14 protein-coding genes are annotated in these 19183 nt (G+C 46.9%); 4 read left to right on the top strand and 10 right to left on the bottom strand.

Annotation, left to right across the window (positions count from 1 at the left end; all coding sequences use genetic code 11):
• The first annotated feature begins 168 nt into the window (after positions 1-168).
• The 4 genes from ACUJFK_RS09300 (at position 169) to ACUJFK_RS09285 (ending at position 6098) form a co-directional block, all read left to right on the top strand.
• Entirely contained in the window at positions 169-1038 is an 870-nt protein-coding gene (locus ACUJFK_RS09300; RefSeq protein ID WP_445424670.1) for a LysR family transcriptional regulator, read from the top strand.
• Between the two features lie 77 nt (positions 1039-1115).
• Positions 1116-1763, top strand: coding sequence for a DsbA family oxidoreductase (locus tag ACUJFK_RS09295; protein WP_445424669.1), 648 nt, complete (start codon positions 1116-1118; stop codon positions 1761-1763).
• 178 nt (positions 1764-1941) lie between these two features.
• Positions 1942-3018: an efflux RND transporter periplasmic adaptor subunit gene (locus tag ACUJFK_RS09290; RefSeq protein WP_445424668.1), complete on the top strand. Its 1077-nt coding sequence runs from the start codon at positions 1942-1944 to the stop codon at positions 3016-3018.
• Positions 3015-6098: an efflux RND transporter permease subunit gene (locus tag ACUJFK_RS09285; protein WP_445424667.1), complete on the top strand. Its 3084-nt coding sequence runs from the start codon at positions 3015-3017 to the stop codon at positions 6096-6098. Before ACUJFK_RS09290 ends, ACUJFK_RS09285 begins: the two co-directional genes overlap by 4 nt.
• A gap of 9 nt (positions 6099-6107) precedes the next feature.
• Here the strand turns inward: ACUJFK_RS09285 and ACUJFK_RS09280 are convergent, their stop codons facing one another.
• The 10 genes from ACUJFK_RS09280 to pgm all read right to left on the bottom strand — a co-directional run bounded on the left by ACUJFK_RS09280 (position 6108) and on the right by pgm (position 19182).
• Entirely contained in the window at positions 6108-7064 is a 957-nt protein-coding gene (locus ACUJFK_RS09280) for an FHA domain-containing protein (RefSeq protein ID WP_445424666.1), read from the bottom strand.
• The gene (locus ACUJFK_RS09275) at positions 7055-8269 is read right to left on the bottom strand and encodes a S1C family serine protease (protein ID WP_445424665.1); all 1215 of its coding nucleotides are present in this window, start codon (positions 8267-8269) and stop codon (positions 7055-7057) included. Before ACUJFK_RS09275 ends, ACUJFK_RS09280 begins: the two co-directional genes overlap by 10 nt.
• Before the next feature lie 143 nt (positions 8270-8412).
• Positions 8413-8640 (bottom strand): hypothetical protein, encoded by a 228-nt coding sequence (locus ACUJFK_RS09270; RefSeq protein WP_445424664.1) that lies wholly within the window; start codon positions 8638-8640, stop codon positions 8413-8415.
• Between the two features lie 133 nt (positions 8641-8773).
• The gene (locus ACUJFK_RS09265) at positions 8774-10381 is read right to left on the bottom strand and encodes a dihydrolipoyllysine-residue acetyltransferase (RefSeq protein ID WP_445424663.1); all 1608 of its coding nucleotides are present in this window, start codon (positions 10379-10381) and stop codon (positions 8774-8776) included.
• Between the two features lie 10 nt (positions 10382-10391).
• On the bottom strand, positions 10392-11369 hold the full coding sequence (locus ACUJFK_RS09260; protein WP_445424662.1) for an alpha-ketoacid dehydrogenase subunit beta: 978 nt from the start codon (positions 11367-11369) through the stop codon (positions 10392-10394).
• On the bottom strand, positions 11369-12553 hold the full coding sequence (locus ACUJFK_RS09255) for a thiamine pyrophosphate-dependent dehydrogenase E1 component subunit alpha (RefSeq protein WP_445424661.1): 1185 nt from the start codon (positions 12551-12553) through the stop codon (positions 11369-11371). The genes ACUJFK_RS09260 and ACUJFK_RS09255 overlap by 1 nt, the downstream gene beginning before the upstream one ends.
• A 144-nt stretch (positions 12554-12697) precedes the next feature.
• Positions 12698-13735, bottom strand: a complete 1038-nt coding sequence (gene astE, locus ACUJFK_RS09250) for a succinylglutamate desuccinylase (protein ID WP_445424660.1) — start codon at positions 13733-13735, stop codon at positions 12698-12700.
• 103 nt (positions 13736-13838) lie between these two features.
• Complete coding sequence (locus ACUJFK_RS09245; RefSeq protein ID WP_445424659.1) at positions 13839-14708, bottom strand: ABC transporter substrate-binding protein; 870 nt, start codon at positions 14706-14708, stop codon at positions 13839-13841.
• A gap of 132 nt (positions 14709-14840) precedes the next feature.
• The gene (locus ACUJFK_RS09240) at positions 14841-17327 is read right to left on the bottom strand and encodes a glycogen/starch/alpha-glucan phosphorylase (RefSeq protein WP_445424658.1); all 2487 of its coding nucleotides are present in this window, start codon (positions 17325-17327) and stop codon (positions 14841-14843) included.
• A gap of 205 nt (positions 17328-17532) precedes the next feature.
• The gene (gene pgm, locus ACUJFK_RS09235; RefSeq protein ID WP_445424657.1) at positions 17533-19182 is read right to left on the bottom strand and encodes a phosphoglucomutase (alpha-D-glucose-1,6-bisphosphate-dependent); all 1650 of its coding nucleotides are present in this window, start codon (positions 19180-19182) and stop codon (positions 17533-17535) included.
• Position 19183: the final 1 nt, after the last annotated feature.

Here is a 19183-nt window from a genome sequence, read left to right as displayed (position 1 = left end):
AGGTTAAGTGTAACCTGATTTTGATTTTTTCCATATCAGGTTGAATAGCATTAAAATGCAAATCAGTTTTTCATTTTTGCAATAATGTAGCACTTTGTACTATGATCAAGGCGATTAACGCAAAAAGTGACAAGCGTTCTGGCGAGTAACAATAACAATGGCATTTTAATGAAACAATGGATCGGCATTAGTGAGTTTGTGGCCGTGGCTGAGCAACAGAGTTTTACTAAGGCCGCTAAACAGTTAGGCATTTCGGTCGCACAAGTCAGTCGTAACATTGCTGAATTAGAGGCGAGTCTTGCCATTAAACTGCTGTATCGCAGTACCCGCAGTGTCAGCCTGACTGAAGAGGGCTTATTGTATTTACAGCATTGTCGGCATTTGGTGGCCAGTTTAGATGAAGCAAACCGCACACTGGCCAACCTAAAAGCAACGCCTCGCGGCCAAATTAAACTGACCGCACCGGTTTTTTATGGTGAAACCCGAATTGCCCCACTGCTACATGATTTTATGCTGCGCTACCCCGACACTGAATTAGATTTGCAGCTTAGCAACAACAAACTGGATTTAGTTCAAGGCGGCTATGATCTGGCTATTCGACTTGGCACTTTAGAAAGCTCGAGTTTGATTGCCCGCAAGCTGGCCAGCCGCACACAATATGTGGTGGCATCTCCGGCCTATTTAGCTCAGCATGGCACACCCACTAGCCTAACAGCCTTAGCGCAGCATCAATGCCTCACCGGCACAGTAGCGAATTGGCGCTTTATGCAGCAAGGAAAAATCGTTCAGTTTAAGCCACAAGGCCGTATTGTTTGCAATAGTGGCGTGGCACTGCGCGATGCCGCCCTCAAAGGGCTGGGTTTAGTGCAATTACCTGACTACTATGTCAGTGACAATTTGCAGCAAGGCGAGTTGATGGCGGTTCTTAGTGAACTGCGGCAACCGGATGAGGGTATTTGGGCTATCTATCCACAAAATCGGCATTTATCCGCCAAAGTGCGGGTACTCGTGGACTATTTAGCATCAAAGCTGAGTTGAAACGCGCGCCTGTCGCCCTCATCGTTCTGTTATACACATTGTTTCACTGGCTTTTAACATCACAAGGATCTAGCTGCATGACGCCGTTAAAAATCGATTTAGTTTCTGATATTGCCTGCCCATGGTGCGCTATCGGCTATGCCCGCTTAGAGCAGGCATTATCACTGGCACCGGAATTAGCCGTTACCTTAGAGTGGCACGCCTTTGAATTAAATCCGGATAAGAACGCGCCACAGGAAGCGATATTACCGGCACTTAGCCGTAAATACGGTAAAAGTGAAGAAGAAATGCGCCAAGCGCAAGCCAATATGATGCAGATCGCCAGCGGCCTCGGCATCAATTTTAGCCAGTTACAGCAGCGCAAAACCTGTAATACCTTTGATGCGCATCGCTTGGTCAAATGGGCCGACACACAACAAAAAGCCACCGCCATGAAGCTGGCACTGTTTGATGCCTATTTTGGTGAAGCAGCCAATGTGGCTGATAGATCAGTGCTGGCAGAATGCGCGAAAAATGCCGGTTTAGATCAAACGCAAGCAGAACAGATCTTAGCCAGTAATGACTTTGCTGATATCGTATCTGCTGATATCGCTAAGTACCAACAAGCCGGTATTTCTTCAGTTCCGGCCTTTATCATTAATAACAAATACCTGATTTCTGGCGCACAAGAGCCACAGCAATTAGCCGCTTCACTGCGTCAAATTGCCAGCGAAAGCATAAAATAATCACTTTGCGCTCATTACCGCCAGACTATTTAGTCACTGTAGTATTGAGCCTATGCGCTGCGCTTGGTCATTTGCTGAAGAAAAAACCGCTATGCTATACGTTTTATTACATTTACCTTTTGTGTAAACAGCTTAAAACTGATTAAATTAGCGGTAATATTGTTATAAAGAGCTATTTATGCTGTTATCTCGCGTTAAGTCACCGTTATTCTTAGCTATCTTACTAACTCTGCTTTTAGCGCTCTGGTTAATTTTTGCAGATCATCGCCAAGCCTCCCAGCAAGCGCTAGAAGCCGCAGCGCCTGCCCCCGCTGCTGCTTTTACCGTGCAAACACAGTTGTCGAATGCCTCAGCCTACCCTGCAACGCAGCAGTTACAGGGGCAAATAATGGCTTGGCACAGTATTGACATAAAAGCCCAAGTTGCCGGACAGCTACTGCAATTAAACGTCGAGCAAGGCGATAAGGTCAAACAAGGGACAACGCTGCTGCAATTAAGTGATGAAGGACGCACAGCCCGCTTACAGCAAGCCAAAGCATTGTATCATTTACGACAAAGTGAACTGCAAAGCGCTCAACAATTAACCCGCCAACAATTTGTGAGTAAAACCGAATTAGCACGCTTACAAAGTGACTTAGCCAGTGCAGAAGCCAATTTAGCCGAGGCGGAATTAAATGTTGCCCACACGCAGCCTACGGCTCCCTTTAATGGTGTGCTGGCACGTCGTTACAGCGATCCGGGTAGCCGAGTGCAAATTGGCGATACACTGTTTCAATTAGTGGATATCAGTCAATTACGCGTAACAGCGCAAGTGCCACAACAACGCGTAGCAGAGTTATCGCTGGGTCAAACCGTAACAGTCAATTTAATGAACGGCCAACAGCTTAACGGCAGCCTCAGTTTTATTAGCCCCGTCGCTGATGCACAAAGCCGCAGTTATTATATTGAAGCTACCGTGGCGAATCCTCAGTTACAGCCTCTCGCTGGTGCCAGTGCGACCTTAGTGATTGCCTTGTCGGCGGTCGAAGCTCATCAGATCTCACCGGCGTTATTGCGGCTTGACCCACAAGGACGGCTTGGTCTTTACACGGTAGAAAACGATGTAGTGCAGTTTTACCCCATCAGTTTATTAAGCACCGACAACAATAGCGCTTGGGTCACAGGTCTGCCAGCGCAAGCGGAATTGATCACACAAGGCGCAGGCTTTGTTGCGGTCGGCCAAGCCGTGACAGTGCAGCGCGGAGTCAGCGAATGAGAGCGTTAATCGCCGCGGCGATTGACCGCAGTCGAGCCAGCATTATGTTGCTGCTGTTTATTTTTGCTGCAGGCCTAACCGCCTATATCGTCATCCCAAAAGAAGCCAACCCCGATGTTGCCATTCCGATGATGTATGTGTCGATGTCGCTCGATGGCATCAGCCCAGAAGACGGTGAGCGATTACTGGTGCGGCCGATGGAGCACGAATTACGCTCGTTAGAGGGCATTAAAAAAATGACCTCCACCGCCAGCGAAGGTCATGCCTCGGTAATGCTAGAGTTTGACGCAGGTTTTGATCCAGATAAAGCCTTGGCTGATGTTCGAGTTAAAGTAGATGCCGCTCGCGCGAAACTGCCAGCAGAAGCCAAAGAGCCCACGGTCAACGAAATCAATGTGGCGTTATTTCCGGTGCTGTCAGTTGGCTTATCGGGGCCCATCGCCGAAGAAGTTTTGGTGCGCATTGCCCGTGCATTAAAAGAACAAATTGAAGCCATTCCGGAAGTATTAGAAGTCGACATTGGCGGTGATCGAGAAGATTTACTGGAGATTGTCGTCGATCCACAAGTATTGCAAAGCTATGGCCTAGATTATCAACAGCTATTCTCGTTAGTCAGCAACAATAACCGCTTAGTCGCCGCCGGCAGTTTAGATACCGGTGCGGGGCGTATGGCATTAAAAGTGCCTGGGATCATTGAAGATCTTACCGATGTACTGGCGATGCCCATCAAAGTCAGTGGCGATACGGTCATCACCTTTGGCGATGTTGCGACCGTCAATCGTAGCTTTAAAGATCCACAAGGCTTTGCCCGGATCAATGGCCAGCCCGCCGTCGTACTCGAAGTAAAAAAACGCAGTGGTGCCAATATTATCTCCAGTATTGAGCAAACCAAGGCGTTATTAACCGAGGCCAGCAAACAATTTCCAGAAGGGCTGCAAATAGACTACATCATGGATCAATCTGTGCAGGTTGAAACCATGCTGTCGGATTTGCTTAACAACGTGCTGACCGCCGTGGTGTTAGTGTTAATTTTGATTATCGCTACCATGGGGCTGCGCAGTGCCTTATTGGTGGGCATCACTATCCCAGGCGCTTTTTTTGCGGGCATCATGCTGATCTGGGCATTGGGTTTTACCATGAATATTATCGTGTTGTTCGCGCTAATCTTAGTGGCAGGTATGTTAGTTGATGGCGCGATTGTCGTATCTGAATTAGCTGACCGTTTCAGTAAAGAAGGGCAAGATCGCAAGACTGCTTGGCTCAATGCCGCCGATAGAATGGCATGGCCTATCATCGCCTCTACCTGCACCACCCTTGCGGTGTTTGTGCCTTTATTATTTTGGCCAGGCATGGTCGGGCAATTTATGAAATACCTACCGGCGACCGTGATTGTCTGTTTACTTGCATCCATGGTGATGGCGCTCATTTTCTTACCGGTGATGGGTAGCCTTGGCCGTTATCGACCACCGGCACCCGATATTGCTGAACCGGCAAACCGTTTTAGCGCGGGCTATCGTCGTGCGTTAAGCGTAGTATTACATTGGCCCGGTCGCAGCTTGGCTTTTACGCTATCGGCGATTATTTTGGTGTATTTTGCTTATGCCAAATTTAACTATGGTACTGAATTTTTTCCGGCCGTAGAGCCAGAATCGGCGCAAGTCTGGGTACGGGCTCGCGGTGACATGTCCATTTTTGAAAAAGATGCTTTGCTGCAAAAAGTGGAGCAGCGTTTATTGCATTTACCTGAAGTGAAAGCCTTATATGCGCGCTCAATGGCCAGTGCGGGTGGCGAGCTAACGGCAGATGTTGTAGGCACCTTACAGTTTCAATTTATTGATTGGGATCAACGCCGCCCTGCGGCGGCCATATTACACGATATGCGGCAACTGACCGCCGATATCCCCGGCATTATGCTGGAGTTTCGCCAACAGCAAGAAGGCCCTGCTGCGGGTAAACCGGTGGAGTTATTAATTACATCACAAGATCCATCGCAAATTGATGCGGCAACCGCGTTGGTCATTGCTAACATGCAGCAACTCGGTGGTTTTGTCGATATTGAAGATGATCGTAATTTACCGGGTATCGAATGGCGAGTAGAAGTGAACCGCGCCGAGGCCGCCCGTTTTGGCGCAGATGTATTAACCGTCGGCAATGCCATTCAATTGGTCAGCAATGGTTTATTACTGGCTCGGTTTCGTCCGGAATACGCCAGTGATGAAGTCGATATTCGGGTACGCTTTCCTCATAACGAACGCTCGCTCAGCCAGTTATCACGATTAACCGTGGCAACCACCTCAGGTCAGGTGCCGCTGAGTAACTTTGTCAATGTGGTGCCCTCCCCCAAAACCAGTGTGATTAAACGCGTTGACAGTAACCGAGCCATCACCATCAAAAGCGATTTAGCAGAAGGTTATCAGTTAACAGAACGTTTAAATACACTGCGCTCTGCCGACATTACGCTTCCCGACGGGGTGATGATTCAAACCGCAGGTGAAGATGCTGATCAACAAGAAACCATGAGTTTTTTACTCGGCGCTTTTGTGATTGCTATCTTTATCATGCTGATGATTTTGCTGGCGCAATTTAATAGTTGGTATCAAAGTTTACTGATTTTATCCGCCATTGTTCTATCTACCGCAGGCGTTTTGCTGGGTTTGCTGATCAATGGCCAAAGTTTTGGTATTGTGATGGTGGGCATGGGAATTATTGGTTTGGCCGGTATCGTGGTAAACAACAATATTGTGTTAATTGATACCTACAACCAATTTCGCGCACAAGGCCATACTGCGGTCAGTGCGGCGTTAGAGACAGGCTGTTTACGTCTAAGGCCGGTGTTATTGACGTCAATTACTACGGTGCTGGGCTTAATGCCGATGGTGCTATCGGTGAATGTAAATTTACTGGAACCCAGTTTAGGTTTTGGTGCACCCTCTACCATGTGGTGGACTCAGCTATCGAGTGCCATCGCCGGAGGTTTAACCTTTGCCACGATATTAACGCTGTTTCTAACCCCTGCACTGCTGGTGTTGGGCGATAAATTTCGCCGCAACCCAGCAATAGCAACTACTGCAGAAGAATAGACTTAACGCTTAAGGTTGTTTCGCCGACTGTGTCGCTTTGTCAAACAAGCTGGCACTGTCGGTTAAAAACATTTCTGGATTTTTGGGCGTACTAATTAGCATAGGTTGTGACAATAATTCCGCTTGATACTGCGGCATTATTTGCGGCCCAGCCGCTTGCATGTAGGGCACTAACCAATAAGTACTCGCTAAGGCAATGGTTAACACTAGCTGCAAACTTTTACGTTGCATACCTGCCAGTTTAAAGCCATTCCAAAACAACACCACAAGCAGTACTGCAGGCAGGGTTAACTGCAACACCTCGACCAACATCGCCTGACTAAAGTTAAAACTTAACCAGCGGCTCAATTCTGACCAAAGCAACCAACTTGCGGTAATGAGCAGGATCAGTGTCACCTGCGGTCGAAAGTTTGATTCTTGCGAGCGCAGCCGCGCCCATAACGCTAACAGTGCAGGCCACAGCAGCAAAGCCAATAAAATAAACGGAATACTTAATAACTGTCGATGCCAATTCTCAGCCGCCTCACCGATGGCACCCAGCCACATTTCATAAGAAAAGTACGCAGAAACCAACAACAATAATAAGATCAGCAAGGGTACTGACGATAATAATCGTAAACTTTGCCAACCTTTAGCGAGTATGCGCGTTGGCGCGACACTGGCTGCAGCAAAAAACACCCGTAAACGTTGTTTACCTAAGATAAATTCTTGGCCAGAATGCGGGATCGTGGTTTGCTGAATACGCTGCCCTGAGCTACTTAAAGTACCATTTGCCGAGTCCAGATCGCGTAACTGCCAATGCCCCTGCTCATCGCAACTAAGTATGGCATGCTCAGCGCAACTGTGCGGATCCAGTAAGATAACATCGTTATCATAACTGCGACCAATCCGGATATCGTTTTGAGTAAATTTATGGATCCCAACACTTTTTCCCTGAGTATTTAACAGCTCAATAATTATTGCCATTTCACTGTCTCCATAAACTTACGGGTAAACGCATCGGCATTTTGTTGACTAACGCCCGCTAACGAAAAGTGACTCACAAAACCTTGTTGCTCAGCAGGCACGGTTCCAGCTAAAAACAACACATCAAATAACTCGGGGTAATCTTTGTAGGCACGCACACAATAGATGGTGCGAGCTGCAACTTGTTTGTCGCCGACAATGTCGCTTAAGCAGCTATATTCGCCAACATCACGCACCGAAGCGCGATTGTCTGGGCGCATTTGTTTTAGCTTGTTCGCGTAATGATGCACGAATTTTGTCATGGCTAACGCCGAACCATCAAACCACTCAAATTGCATTTGAATTTTGCCGGTGGTGAATTGATGACTAATAAACACCTCTTCCGACAAACCACAAAACGCGGCAGAAGCGCGAATTTCTTGCTCTACGCGAGGGGGATTAGTGCGAGCCCAACAAGTGATAAAAGGCGCGATACTCTCTGGCACTAAACCCCGGCCTAAAGCTTTCATTTGCCAGTTCGCGTTTAATAAGGGTTCGAGCATTTGCTGTTGGTTAGCCAATAACTGTTGGCCAATTTGTGTTTTTAAAAGCTCAACCGCAGGGACCTCGGCAGGCTTTGTATTCACCAGGGCTTTAACCTGCGCCATCGGCACCACAAAGCCTAATTGATTACCGCCCGTTGACACATTCACCCCAACCACTTGGCCAAGCTCATTAACACTAGGGCCACCACTCATACCCGGATTAATCGAGCCTGTGACATGTAAACGCGGATAAAAGCTTTGTTGTTTCATGCCGTTATAGGTACCCGGCACCACTACCATGCCTAAATCATGCGGATTACCTAAACTGAACACCGCCGCGCCCTGCTCCGGTAAGGCATCGGCTAACGCAAAAAAATGCCCTACTCTGGCTGGCGCTTTTAACAAGGCTAAATCATTTACCACATCTAGGGCTAAAATCTCTAATGGCTGTAAGCCATCATCCCCAAACTTTGCCATTAATTGATAGCTATCTGGGGTGGCAACGCGGCTTGCAACCACATGATAATTGGTGATCACCAACTCGGGCGCAATATAAAAACCGCTGCCAATTGAGGTTTTGTGCTGAGTTTGTTTTTCAACAACCTGCACCTGCAGTAAGGCATCTTGATATTGGCTAAAGACCTGTTGCGCATTGTCCGCTTGTACCTGAAGGGCTGCCAAGCCGAAACAACACGCCATGCTAATGAAAAAACGCCTATAAAACATCCTGATAACTCCCGACATAACAAGATTTGACCTTAGCACTCCCTGTTTTTTTTACAAGCTTAATCTGCCGGTCAGCACACTAAACACGGCTATTCTCTTTAGAGATTCGTGATCCGATAACCAATGACCGGAAGTACATCCTCGCCTGGACATTTCGATGGCGCAGCAAAAAAGGCGTCATTGCAGTGCCCACTGTTATCTTCTAAACAAAATTCAAAACGCACAGCGCTTTTCACCGGTGCATTGAGCAACCCTGCCGGTAAATGTTGCCATTGCCACTTAGCGATGGCTTTGCGAGCTTCACGGGCAAATCGATGTGATAACACCTGATGGATAAAACATAAACAGTCAGCAATTTAACGCAACACCGCAAAAAAATAAAGTTTACATTTCAGTTTCAATTCACCAAAAACAAAACCCCAGCAAGCTGGGGTTTTAAACCGACTTAAAATGCACGGTTTAGCGCATAGCCACCAGCATACTGCTTGGCTGCTCTAAATACTGTTTCCACAAATTAGTAAAGCGGGCAATGGTACCGCCATCAATAATGCGGTGATCGCCTGACCAGCTCACTTGCATAATTTGCCGAGCGACCACTTGGCCTTTGGCATCAAAGCGCGGTAAAGACTGTACCTTACCTAGGGCGACAATCGCCACTTCCGGTTTATTGATGATAGGTGTCGCTACTGTGCCACCAATGGCGCCAATATTACTGATGGTAATCGTGCCGCCTTTTAAATCAGCAGGACTCACTCGGCCTTCGCGAGCAGCATCCGTTAATTTAGTTAAGGCATTAGCAATTTCCACAATGGACTTTTGCTCACACCCTTTAATATTTGGCACTAACAAACCAACTTTAGAGTCAACCGCAATGCCAATATTGTGCGCACTAAAATAAGTTAACTCAGTGCAGTCGGCATTCGGCTGACTGTTCATTACCGGAAACTCATTGATCGCCAGCGATAAGGCTTTCATAAAGAACGGCATCATGGTCAGTTTCACGCCTTGCTTGGCATAGTGATCTTTTAACTGGCTGCGCAGGGCAATCAATTCCGTTAAATCGATTTCTTCGCAATAAGTAAAATGCGGAATAGTCGATACCGACTCGGTCATTTGCCGAGCCATGGCTGCTTTAATCCCCCGAATGGCTTCAACGCGATGAGTCGCTGATGCTGCAGCTGGCGCTGCAGCAGCTGTCGTGTTGCTCACGCTGCTGGCAGTTGCTTGCGTCGTGGGCTTCGCCTCACCGGCAGTAAAGGCACGGACATCGTCTTTAAACACTCGGCCTTTATCACCAGAGCCTGGTACCAAATGAATATCAATACCCAATTCACGTGCTAAACGCCGCACCGCAGGGCTAGCTAAGGCTTTACCTAGTGGCGCCTGACGACTTACCGCGGCATGGTTACTGGCTTTAGCCTGAGCAGTCACTTGGCTGCTGGTGGTGGCTGCTGGGGCTGCGGTAACCGCATTGTTGCTGTCAGATGGCGCATCCACTGCACGACTGATGGCAAATAACGGCGCATGCACCTTGGCAATTTCACCTTTGGCATAATACAGTTTACTGACAACACCCGAGTGTTTTGCTGGGATCTGTACTAAGGCTTTATCAGTCATCACATCACAAACCGGTTGATCTTCGCTGATGGTCTCACCTTCAGCAACTAACCATTCTACGATTTCACACTCGACAATACCCTCACCGATATCCGGTAAAATAAAGTCTTCACTGATCATGCCATTGGCTTGTGGCGCAGCAGCAGGCTGAGCTGGGGCCGCTACTTGGGTGGCCTTCGCGGGTTCAACATGGGCAGCGGTATTGCCATCGTCGGCAATCTCCATTGCAAATAATGGCGCATGTACCTTAGCAATCTCGCCTTTGGCATAATACAATTTACTGACCACACCGTTATAAACCGCAGGGATCTGCACTAAAGCTTTGTCGGTCATCACATCACAAACCGGTTGGTCTTCACTGATGGTATCGCCCTCAGCAACCAGCCATTCCACGATTTCACACTCAACAATACCTTCGCCAATATCTGGCAGAATAAAATCCTGTTTCATCCAAGGCTCCTTAGAAGTTAACCGAGCGTTTAATCGCTTCGAAGGTTTTCAGATGATCGGCGACATATTCTTTTTCTAGCGCCAGCGGATAAGGTGTATCCATACCGCACACCCGTTCGATGGGGCTTTCAAGGTGCAAGAAACAGCTGCCTTGAATGGTCGCGGCAATTTCACCAGCGAAACCACCGGTTAATGGCGCTTCATGGTTAATCACTAAACGGCCGGTTTTTTTCACGGATGCGGCAACGGTATCCGCATCCCATGGCAGAATGCTGCGCAAGTCAATCACTTCACAGGAGATACCTTCGGCAGCGGCCATCTCAACGGCTTTTTGAATAATTTCCATTTGCGCGCCCCAGCCCAGTACCGTGACATCCTTACCTTGTTGTAGGATATCAGCTTTACCGATAGGTAACTCATAATACTCTTCTGGTACTTCGCCAATGGAGGCACGATACAGTTTCTTCGGTTCAAAAAAGATCACCGGATCCGGGCAAGCAATCGAGGCTAAGAGTAAGCCTTTCGCTTGATAAGGGTCGCGAGGCACCACGATTTTTAAACCCGGGGTGTGCGCAAAATAGGCCTCTGGGCTTTGGCTGTGGTAATGTCCACCTGCAATGCCGCCACCATAAGGCGTACGGAACACCAAGCCACCGACATTAAATTCATTACCCGAGCGGTAGCGAAACTTGGCGGTTTCATTGACGATTTGGTCAAAGGCGGGAAAGATATAATCCGCAAATTGAATCTCAGCGACCGGCTTCATGCCCTGTGCCGCCATACCATTGGCAAAACCAGCGATACCTTGCTCAGTCAGTGGCGTGTTGAAACAACGAGCTTTACCATACTTTTCTTGCAATTTACTGGTTGCACGAAATACACCACCAAAGTGGCCAACATCTTCACCAAAACAGACCACGCCATCATCTTTAGCCATTGCCAAATCAAGGGCATTGTTAATGGCCTGCAACATGTTCATTTTTGCCATTAGTCTAATCTCCCCGCCGTGATCGGATACGCATCTGGATATTTCCGGATATGCTGTTTTAATTCGTCTAATTGTTGCTGTAATGCAGGAATAGGCTCGGCATAAACATCAGAAATTAAGTGTTCGATACCTGGCTTCGCCACTTTTTCAGCCACTTTAAGCGCATCTAAGATATCAATACGTAATTGCTCAGTTTGCGCTTTGTCGGCCGCTTCATCCAGCCAACCTTTCTGTAATAACCAGGCCTTGTAACGGGCGATAGGATCATTCTTACGCCATAAGGCTTCTTCTTCCTTAGAACGATAGCCACTTGGATCATCAGAAGAGGAATGGGCACCTAAACGGTATGCCATCGACTCAATTAATACCGGCTCGTTATGCTTTAACGCATATTCACGGGCCATTTGCGTGGCTTTAAACACCGCCAGAATGTCGGCCCCGTCAACACGAATCGACTTCATGCCATAACCTACCGCGCGACAGGCAATACCGTCACCGACAAACTGTTCATTCGCTGGCGTAGAAATGGCATAGCCATTGTTGCGACAGAAAAAAATCACCGGTGCTTTGTGCACCGCTGCCATATTTAAACCGGCATGGAAGTCGCCTTCAGAAGCCGCGCCTTCACCAAAATAACAAATTGTTACGGCTTCCAATCCACGCAATTTTTGCGCATAAGCATAACCACTGGCCTGTGGGATCTGGGTGCCTAAGGGTGACGAAATCGTCATATAGTTGATGGCATTGCTTCCATAATGCACCGGCATCTGCCGGCCTTTACCCAAGTCTTTCTCGTTGGAGAACAACTGGTTCATAAATTGTTCTAGCGTAAAGCCGCGATAGCGCAAAGCACCTTGTTCGCGGTATTGCGCCATAATCATGTCAAGATCCGTTAACGCTGCCGCACTGCCGATAGTGGTTGCCTCTTCGCCTAAGCATTGCATGTAAAAACTGATACGACCTTGGCGCTGTGCAGCCAACATCCTTTCATCTAACACTCGGATAAACACCATAGTGTCATACATTTTTAACGCGGTTGCCTTGTCTAACGTGGGTGCCTCTGCTTCTGCATAAAGGCTACCATCGTCTTTCAGGATCCTTAAGGTAGGGATTTTTAACGCGTCACTGGCAGTAAACTCTGCGCGATGCACCGTAGTAATGGTGGCGTTATTTGGATTGGTCATAAGGACTCTCTTGGTTGTAATGACTCGTTTTTCCGCTAGACTTTACCTTTACGTAAACTGCAATGCAACCGCGCGCTGGCATAAAAAAACCTGACAGCACACAGTACTGTCAGGTTATATTTACTGGCTAAAGCCGTTAAGACGTTAGATCAGGTTATGTTGAATGTCTGTGGGTACCACCATCAGCATAGCACGCTGCCCAATGGCCACTTTAGCGTTCGGGAAAATTAACGCCTCCCCCTCGCGCTCTACCCGATACTCTAAGTCACCATCGGTGGCCAATAAGCTACCTAACGGATAACTGGTGAAATTCTGGACATCGTCAGCAAAATGCAACTTGAAATCTTGAGTTTGCTTATTAATGGCGCGATACACTTCATAAAGATGAAAATCTTCTGCCGCAAAAGGTTTCGGCGCAAGTAAACGGTTAGTAATCAGTGCACGTAAGGCACTGTCTGCTTGGGCAAAACGTGACATATCATTTTGGCCAAACGGCTGCACTTTACCCAGCTCTATGGTAAAGGCATCCGCGCCATGGCTGTGCGACGCATAATAGCTAAAGGTACTGGCCGGCGTTTGCATCATCAGCACCGTGTGCACATCGCAAGCCGCCAGAAATTGTAACTGTTGTTTGCGCCAAGGCTTACCATGTAAAAAAGGATACACGGCGAACTTCTCAAAACGAGAGCCACGAATGGCGGTGTGTAAATCATATAAACAACGCGGCTCATTGGCCGGGGCGCCTTCATAAAATCGTGTAACATACTGCTCTAACGCTTGGGCGCGTTGCCGCTCGGCGTTGATTAAACCCGCCCCCTTACTATGATGCCCCGAAAATAACCGATTTAAATTCTCAGTCACTTCACGACGGCCTAAATTTATGGCGGCAGGATTAGCGAATAGCACTAATACCCGCTCAGTAGGTGTTAAATGCCCCTGTAAAATATCTTGCACGATAGCGGCACACAGTTCGATGGGAGCCGTTTCATTACCATGCACACCACAACTGAGAATAATATGTTGTCGAGCGGCTTGGGCAGGCTGAAAACAGATCACGCCAGTATCCCAGATCTCGACAGTAACGCCTGAGCCTAATTCAAACTGACAAGGGGCTAAACCATTAGGATTGGCTAAGGTAAAAGCTAAAAAATCGCCGCTATGACGAAACTGCTCCATCATCATTGCTGTTACTCCTGTCGATAAAATGTTAATTTTTAGTCGTGTTTTTTCTGATAGTAACCCGAGAAAGCCTGATCACCAAACGCCGCAGTTAGCACGAAGCTATTCAAGGTTGTAAGGGGCTGACATTATAAGCAGGATTGGCCAAATGCCGTTTATTAAACTCTAGGTAAGCAGCAGGATCTTGCCCTGCCCACAATTCCAGAACATTTAGAAAGGCGGGATCTTGTCTTATTTGTGGCATTACCGCGTTGATCTCGGCTAAGACCGCTTGGCCCCATGCCGTTTTAGCACAGCCAATGGCACCAGGCATGTGCGTTTGATCGTTCTCTTGCAGTGGGGTTAATGTTAACTCGCTATCAAACACTTTATGAAAGTAATTGGCAATAATGGGATAATCCATCGTGTAATCTAAGCGATCTGCCACAATCATCTGCAGGATCGCAATAGCACCGCCACTGCCAGTTCGCGCGAGAAACGGTGGGGTTTTATCTAACAAGGGCTGCAAAATACTATAGCGCCGCCCCGCCGGATAACCTAAGCGGTAGTGTTTATCAGCTAATAAGGCGGTAAAAGCTAATGGATTACCATAGCGCAATTGTATCTGTGCCGCTTTGGCTTTAGTGGTGATCAATTGATAGGGGTAATAGACATGGGTCGGTAAACTGAAATAGGCTCGCTCATCATGTCGGCCATGATAAATCATACAGGGGAAGCATAGTTCGGACTGTTGTTTTAATAAATTACTGATGCGCGCTTGGGGCATTAACCAAACTGAACGTTGTTTATCTGGCAAGGCGCGATGTACCGCATCCATTAATCCATCACACAAGCCTAAGCCTTGATAGGGTCCGTCAATAATATGAAAAGGCGGTGCATCATTAATGGCCCACTGCAAAGTGTTGGCCAATGACTCGTTAGCACTGGCCATTTTGCTAAAACAGAAACAGCATAATACCACGCAAAAAAAACGCATAAGCTTTCACACTACGCCATACCACTTAGCATTAGCATAAAAGAAAGCAAAACGAGTTTCGAGCATTAAATAAAAACGGCAGCGAAAACGCTGCCGTTTAATCTATTAAGAAACGTAATCAAACGTTTACTTTTAATTTTTAATAATGTCGCAAGACTTCAGTTTCCACACTCGTTCAACATAATCGTTGATAGAGCGATCTGAAGTAAACTTCCCGACGGATGCGGTATTGATAATCGCTTTCTCTGCCCAGAGCGCGGGATCACGATACCATGTATCGACTTTTTGCTGCGCCGCTAGGTAAGACTCAAAATCAGCCAATACTAAGTATGGGTCGTTGCCATCTAACAAGCTGCGTTTAATTGCCGCTAACTCACCGGGTTTGCCTGGCGTAAAGTAATCGGTCTCTAACCAATCCAGAATCGCTTTCAGCTCAGGGTTATTATGGTAATACTCGCTGCTATGATAGCCCTTCTGATGTAGCGCTTTAACTTCATCTACCGTTAAACCAAAGATCGCGATATTGTCTTCACCGACTTCTTCGGCAATTTCAATATTAGCCCCATCCAAGGTTCCCACTGTAATGGCACCATTTAACGCCAGTTTCATATTCCCAGTACCTGAAGCTTCTTTACCGGCCGTAGAGATTTGCTCAGAAATATCTGCTGCGGGGATCAGTTTTTCAGCCAAGGTGACGCGGTAGTTCGGCATGAACACCACTTTAATACGGTTTTTAACTCGCTTATCGTTGTTGATTTTTTCAGCGACTTTATTGATGGCATAAATAATGTCTTTAGCCAGCTTGTAACCGGGGGCGGCTTTAGCACCAAACAAGAACACCCGTGGCACCATATCGTAGTCTGGATTTTGCAAAATACGGCGATATAACGCCAAAATATGCAGTAAATTCAGATGTTGCCGTTTGTATTCATGTAAGCGTTTAATTTGCACATCAAACATCGCGGTAGGATCAACATCGATACGCGTTAGTTTCTTAATTACCACAGCTAAGTCCGCTTTATTTTGCTGTTTAATCGCCATAAAGTTTTCTTGGAACTGCGGATCTTTGGCATGCTCAACAAGTTTTTGTAATTGATTCAGCTCTCGTGGCCAATCTTTACCAACAATCGTATCCAACAACTTAGCCAAACGCGGGTTACATGACTTTAACCAACGTCGTGGCGTGACACCGTTAGTGATATTGGTAAATTTATCCGGCCATAATGCCACCATTTCTGGGAACAGATCGGATTGCACCAATTTAGAATGCACTTCAGCCACACCATTCACCTTAAATGAACCCACAACCGATAAATGCCCCATCCGAACCATTGGCTCATGGCCTTCTTCGATAATAGACAATTTACGTTTTTTGTCGTTATCGCCAGGCCACAATACGTCTACCTGCTCTAACAAGAAGCGGCGGTTGATTTCGTAAATAATTTCAATATGTCGAGGTAATACTTTTTCAAACAATCTTACTGGCCAACGCTCTAGCGCTTCTGGCAATAAGGTATGGTTAGTGTAGGCAAAAACCTGCTGACAAATCGCCCATGCATCATCCCATGCCATTTGCGCTCGATCGACTAAAATACGCATTAATTCAGGAATCGCTACCGCAGGGTGAGTATCGTTTAATTGAATGACCACTTGTTTACCAAAGTGGCTCCAATCATCACCGTGCCGACGTTTATAACGGCGAATAATGTCTTTTAGTGAACAAGAACAGAAGAAATATTGCTGAATTAAACGTAGCTCTTTACCGGCATCCGTTTCATCATTGGGGTATAACACTTTGGAAATATTTTCGGCTTCCACGTTTTCACGCGCAGCATCAATATATCCACCCGAGTTAAATACGTCCCAGTTGAAAAAGTCTGAGGCACGGCTTTCCCACAATCGTAACACGTTAACTGAGCTGCCATCGTAACCAACAATCGGAATATCCCAAGGCACACCTTTGATAATACGCCCCGGGTGCCAGACTTTTTGCATTTGGCCTTGTAAATCAAATACGGTTTCGACATAACCATAAACAGCAATTTCTTGTACTGATTCTGGGCGACAGATCTCCCAAGGGTTACCGTATTCGCGCCAGCTGTCTGGACGTTCAATTTGACGTCCATCTTGAAAACTTTGCTGGAATAAACCGTTTTCGTAATGAATACCATAGCCAATGGCCGGATAATTTAAGGTGGCTAACGATTCGATAAAGCACGCGGCTAAGCGCCCTAAACCACCGTTACCCAGTGCCATATCTTCTTCTTGATCTTCCAAATCGGCAATGTCTAAGCCCAATTCAGATAAGGCTTGTTTTGCTTGCTCGTATAACCCAAGGTTATGCAGGTTATTACTGAACATACGTCCCATCAGGTACTCTAAACTGAAATAGTGAAGTGCCCGAGTATCTTTTTCATAGTGGGTACGTTGCGTTGTTCTTAAACCGTCGTAGATTTGTTCGTTGACAGCAGCACAGGTCGCGCGCCACCAAGCCTGATGATTGGCTTTATTAAGATCGGTTCCTAAGGTGGAGTGTAAATGTTTAACAATGCGTTCTTTCAACTGCTCTGTGGCAGTTGCGGCAGACGAGGCCGCTTTAGATGTAGTGTTTTTTTTCATTGCCAATCCTAAAGTTTTACGCGTATCTCACGATTTCAATGCACATTTGTTGAAAAATTACCAAAACAATAGCCTATAAAGGTCGTTTTGGCAAAAAAAATAGTGCGTTTTGTAATTAAATTACACAATCATGATTTTTATCTAAAACGCAAAAAGCAGGCAAACGCGCGACATAAGCGTGTTTAACTGCCAAAAGGGTATAACACTACATTTTATTGAACACATCAGCCACAAAGGCTTTTGCATCAATTTCTAACTGCTCTAAGTGGGCCTGATCAACAAAACTCTCTAAGTAAATTTTATAGGCATTTTCGGTACCCGATGGCCGCGCAGCAAACCAGCCATTCTTTGTCACGACTTTTACGCCACCAATACTGGCATCGTTACCGGGTGCCTTCGTTAATACCGCTAAGATGGCATCACCCGCTAAATGGGTGGCACTGACACTGCTGGTATCCAGATTCTTCAATGCCGCTTTTTGCTTGGCATCCGCCGGCGCATCTAAACGACGATACAACGGCGAGCCCAGCTCACGTGTTAATGCTTGGTATTGCTGATAAGGGTCAACACCGGTTTTTGCCAGCATTTCAGCGGCTAATAAGCCTAGGATAAAACCGTCTTTATCGGTAGACCAAGCGGAACCATCATGGCGTAAGAAACTGGCACCGGCGCTCTCTTCGCCACCAAAAGCAATAGTGCCTTGGTGTAAACCTTCAACAAACCATTTAAAGCCAACCGGTACTTCTTTTAAAATACGGCCTTGTGCTGCAACGACTCGGTCAATTAGCGCACTAGATACCAAGGTTTTACCGATGGCCAGTTTGTCATCCCACTGCGGTCGATTCGCCAGTAAATAATTGATCGCCACCGCCAAGTAATGGTTTGGATTCATCAAGCCACCACTGCGTGTCACGATGCCATGACGGTCAAAATCTGGATCATTACCAATGGCCACATCAAACTGATCTTTGAGTTTAATTAAATTCGCCATGGCATAAGCAGAGGAACAATCCATACGGATCTTGCCGTCTTTATCTAACGACATAAAAGAGAATGATGGGTCAACTTTGTTGTTTACTACGGTAATATTTAAACCGTAACGTTCAGCAATACGGGGCCAATAGGCAATACCGGAACCCCCTAAAGGATCCACCCCGATCCGTATCCCGGCTTTGGCAATGGCGGCCATATCGATCACGTTTTCAAGGTCATCAACATAGTGCTGGATATAATCAATATGCTGGCAATAGCCTGATTGTATGGCCAAGGCGTAGGGCATCATCCGAACACCCTCTAATTCATTAGCCAGTAATTCATTAGCGCGTTGCTCAATCCAGTCTGTCGCATCAGTATCCGCTGGGCCACCGTGCGGTGGATTGTACTTAATACCGCCATCTTCAGGTGGATTGTGCGACGGTGTAATAACAATACCATCGGCAAGTTGGCCAGTAGCGCCTTTATTTTGCGTTAAAATGGCATGCGAAATAACCGGCGTAGGCGTATAGCCAAGGCCTTCTTGAATACAAACCTGAATGTTGTTAGCAATTAAAACCTCCAAGGCACTGGCAAAGGCGGCTTCAGATAACGCATGCGTATCTTTACCTAAAAACAACGGGCCCGTAATCCCCTGTGCTTTACGATAATCAGCGACTGCTTGGCAAATGGCTAAAACGTGCGGCTCGTTGAAAGAGCAGCTTAATGCGCTACCACGATGCCCAGAAGTCCCAAAGCTAACGCGGTGAGTGGCATGGCTATGAATATCGGGTTCTAGGACATAATAGGCCGTCATTAAGCGGCAAACATTCGGGATAAGTTCGTTAGGTACCGGCTGACCTGCCAGCGGATGTAATGACATA

Source organism: Alishewanella sp. HL-SH06, assembly GCF_052656265.1.
This window is presented reverse-complemented; position numbering and strand designations above follow the sequence as displayed.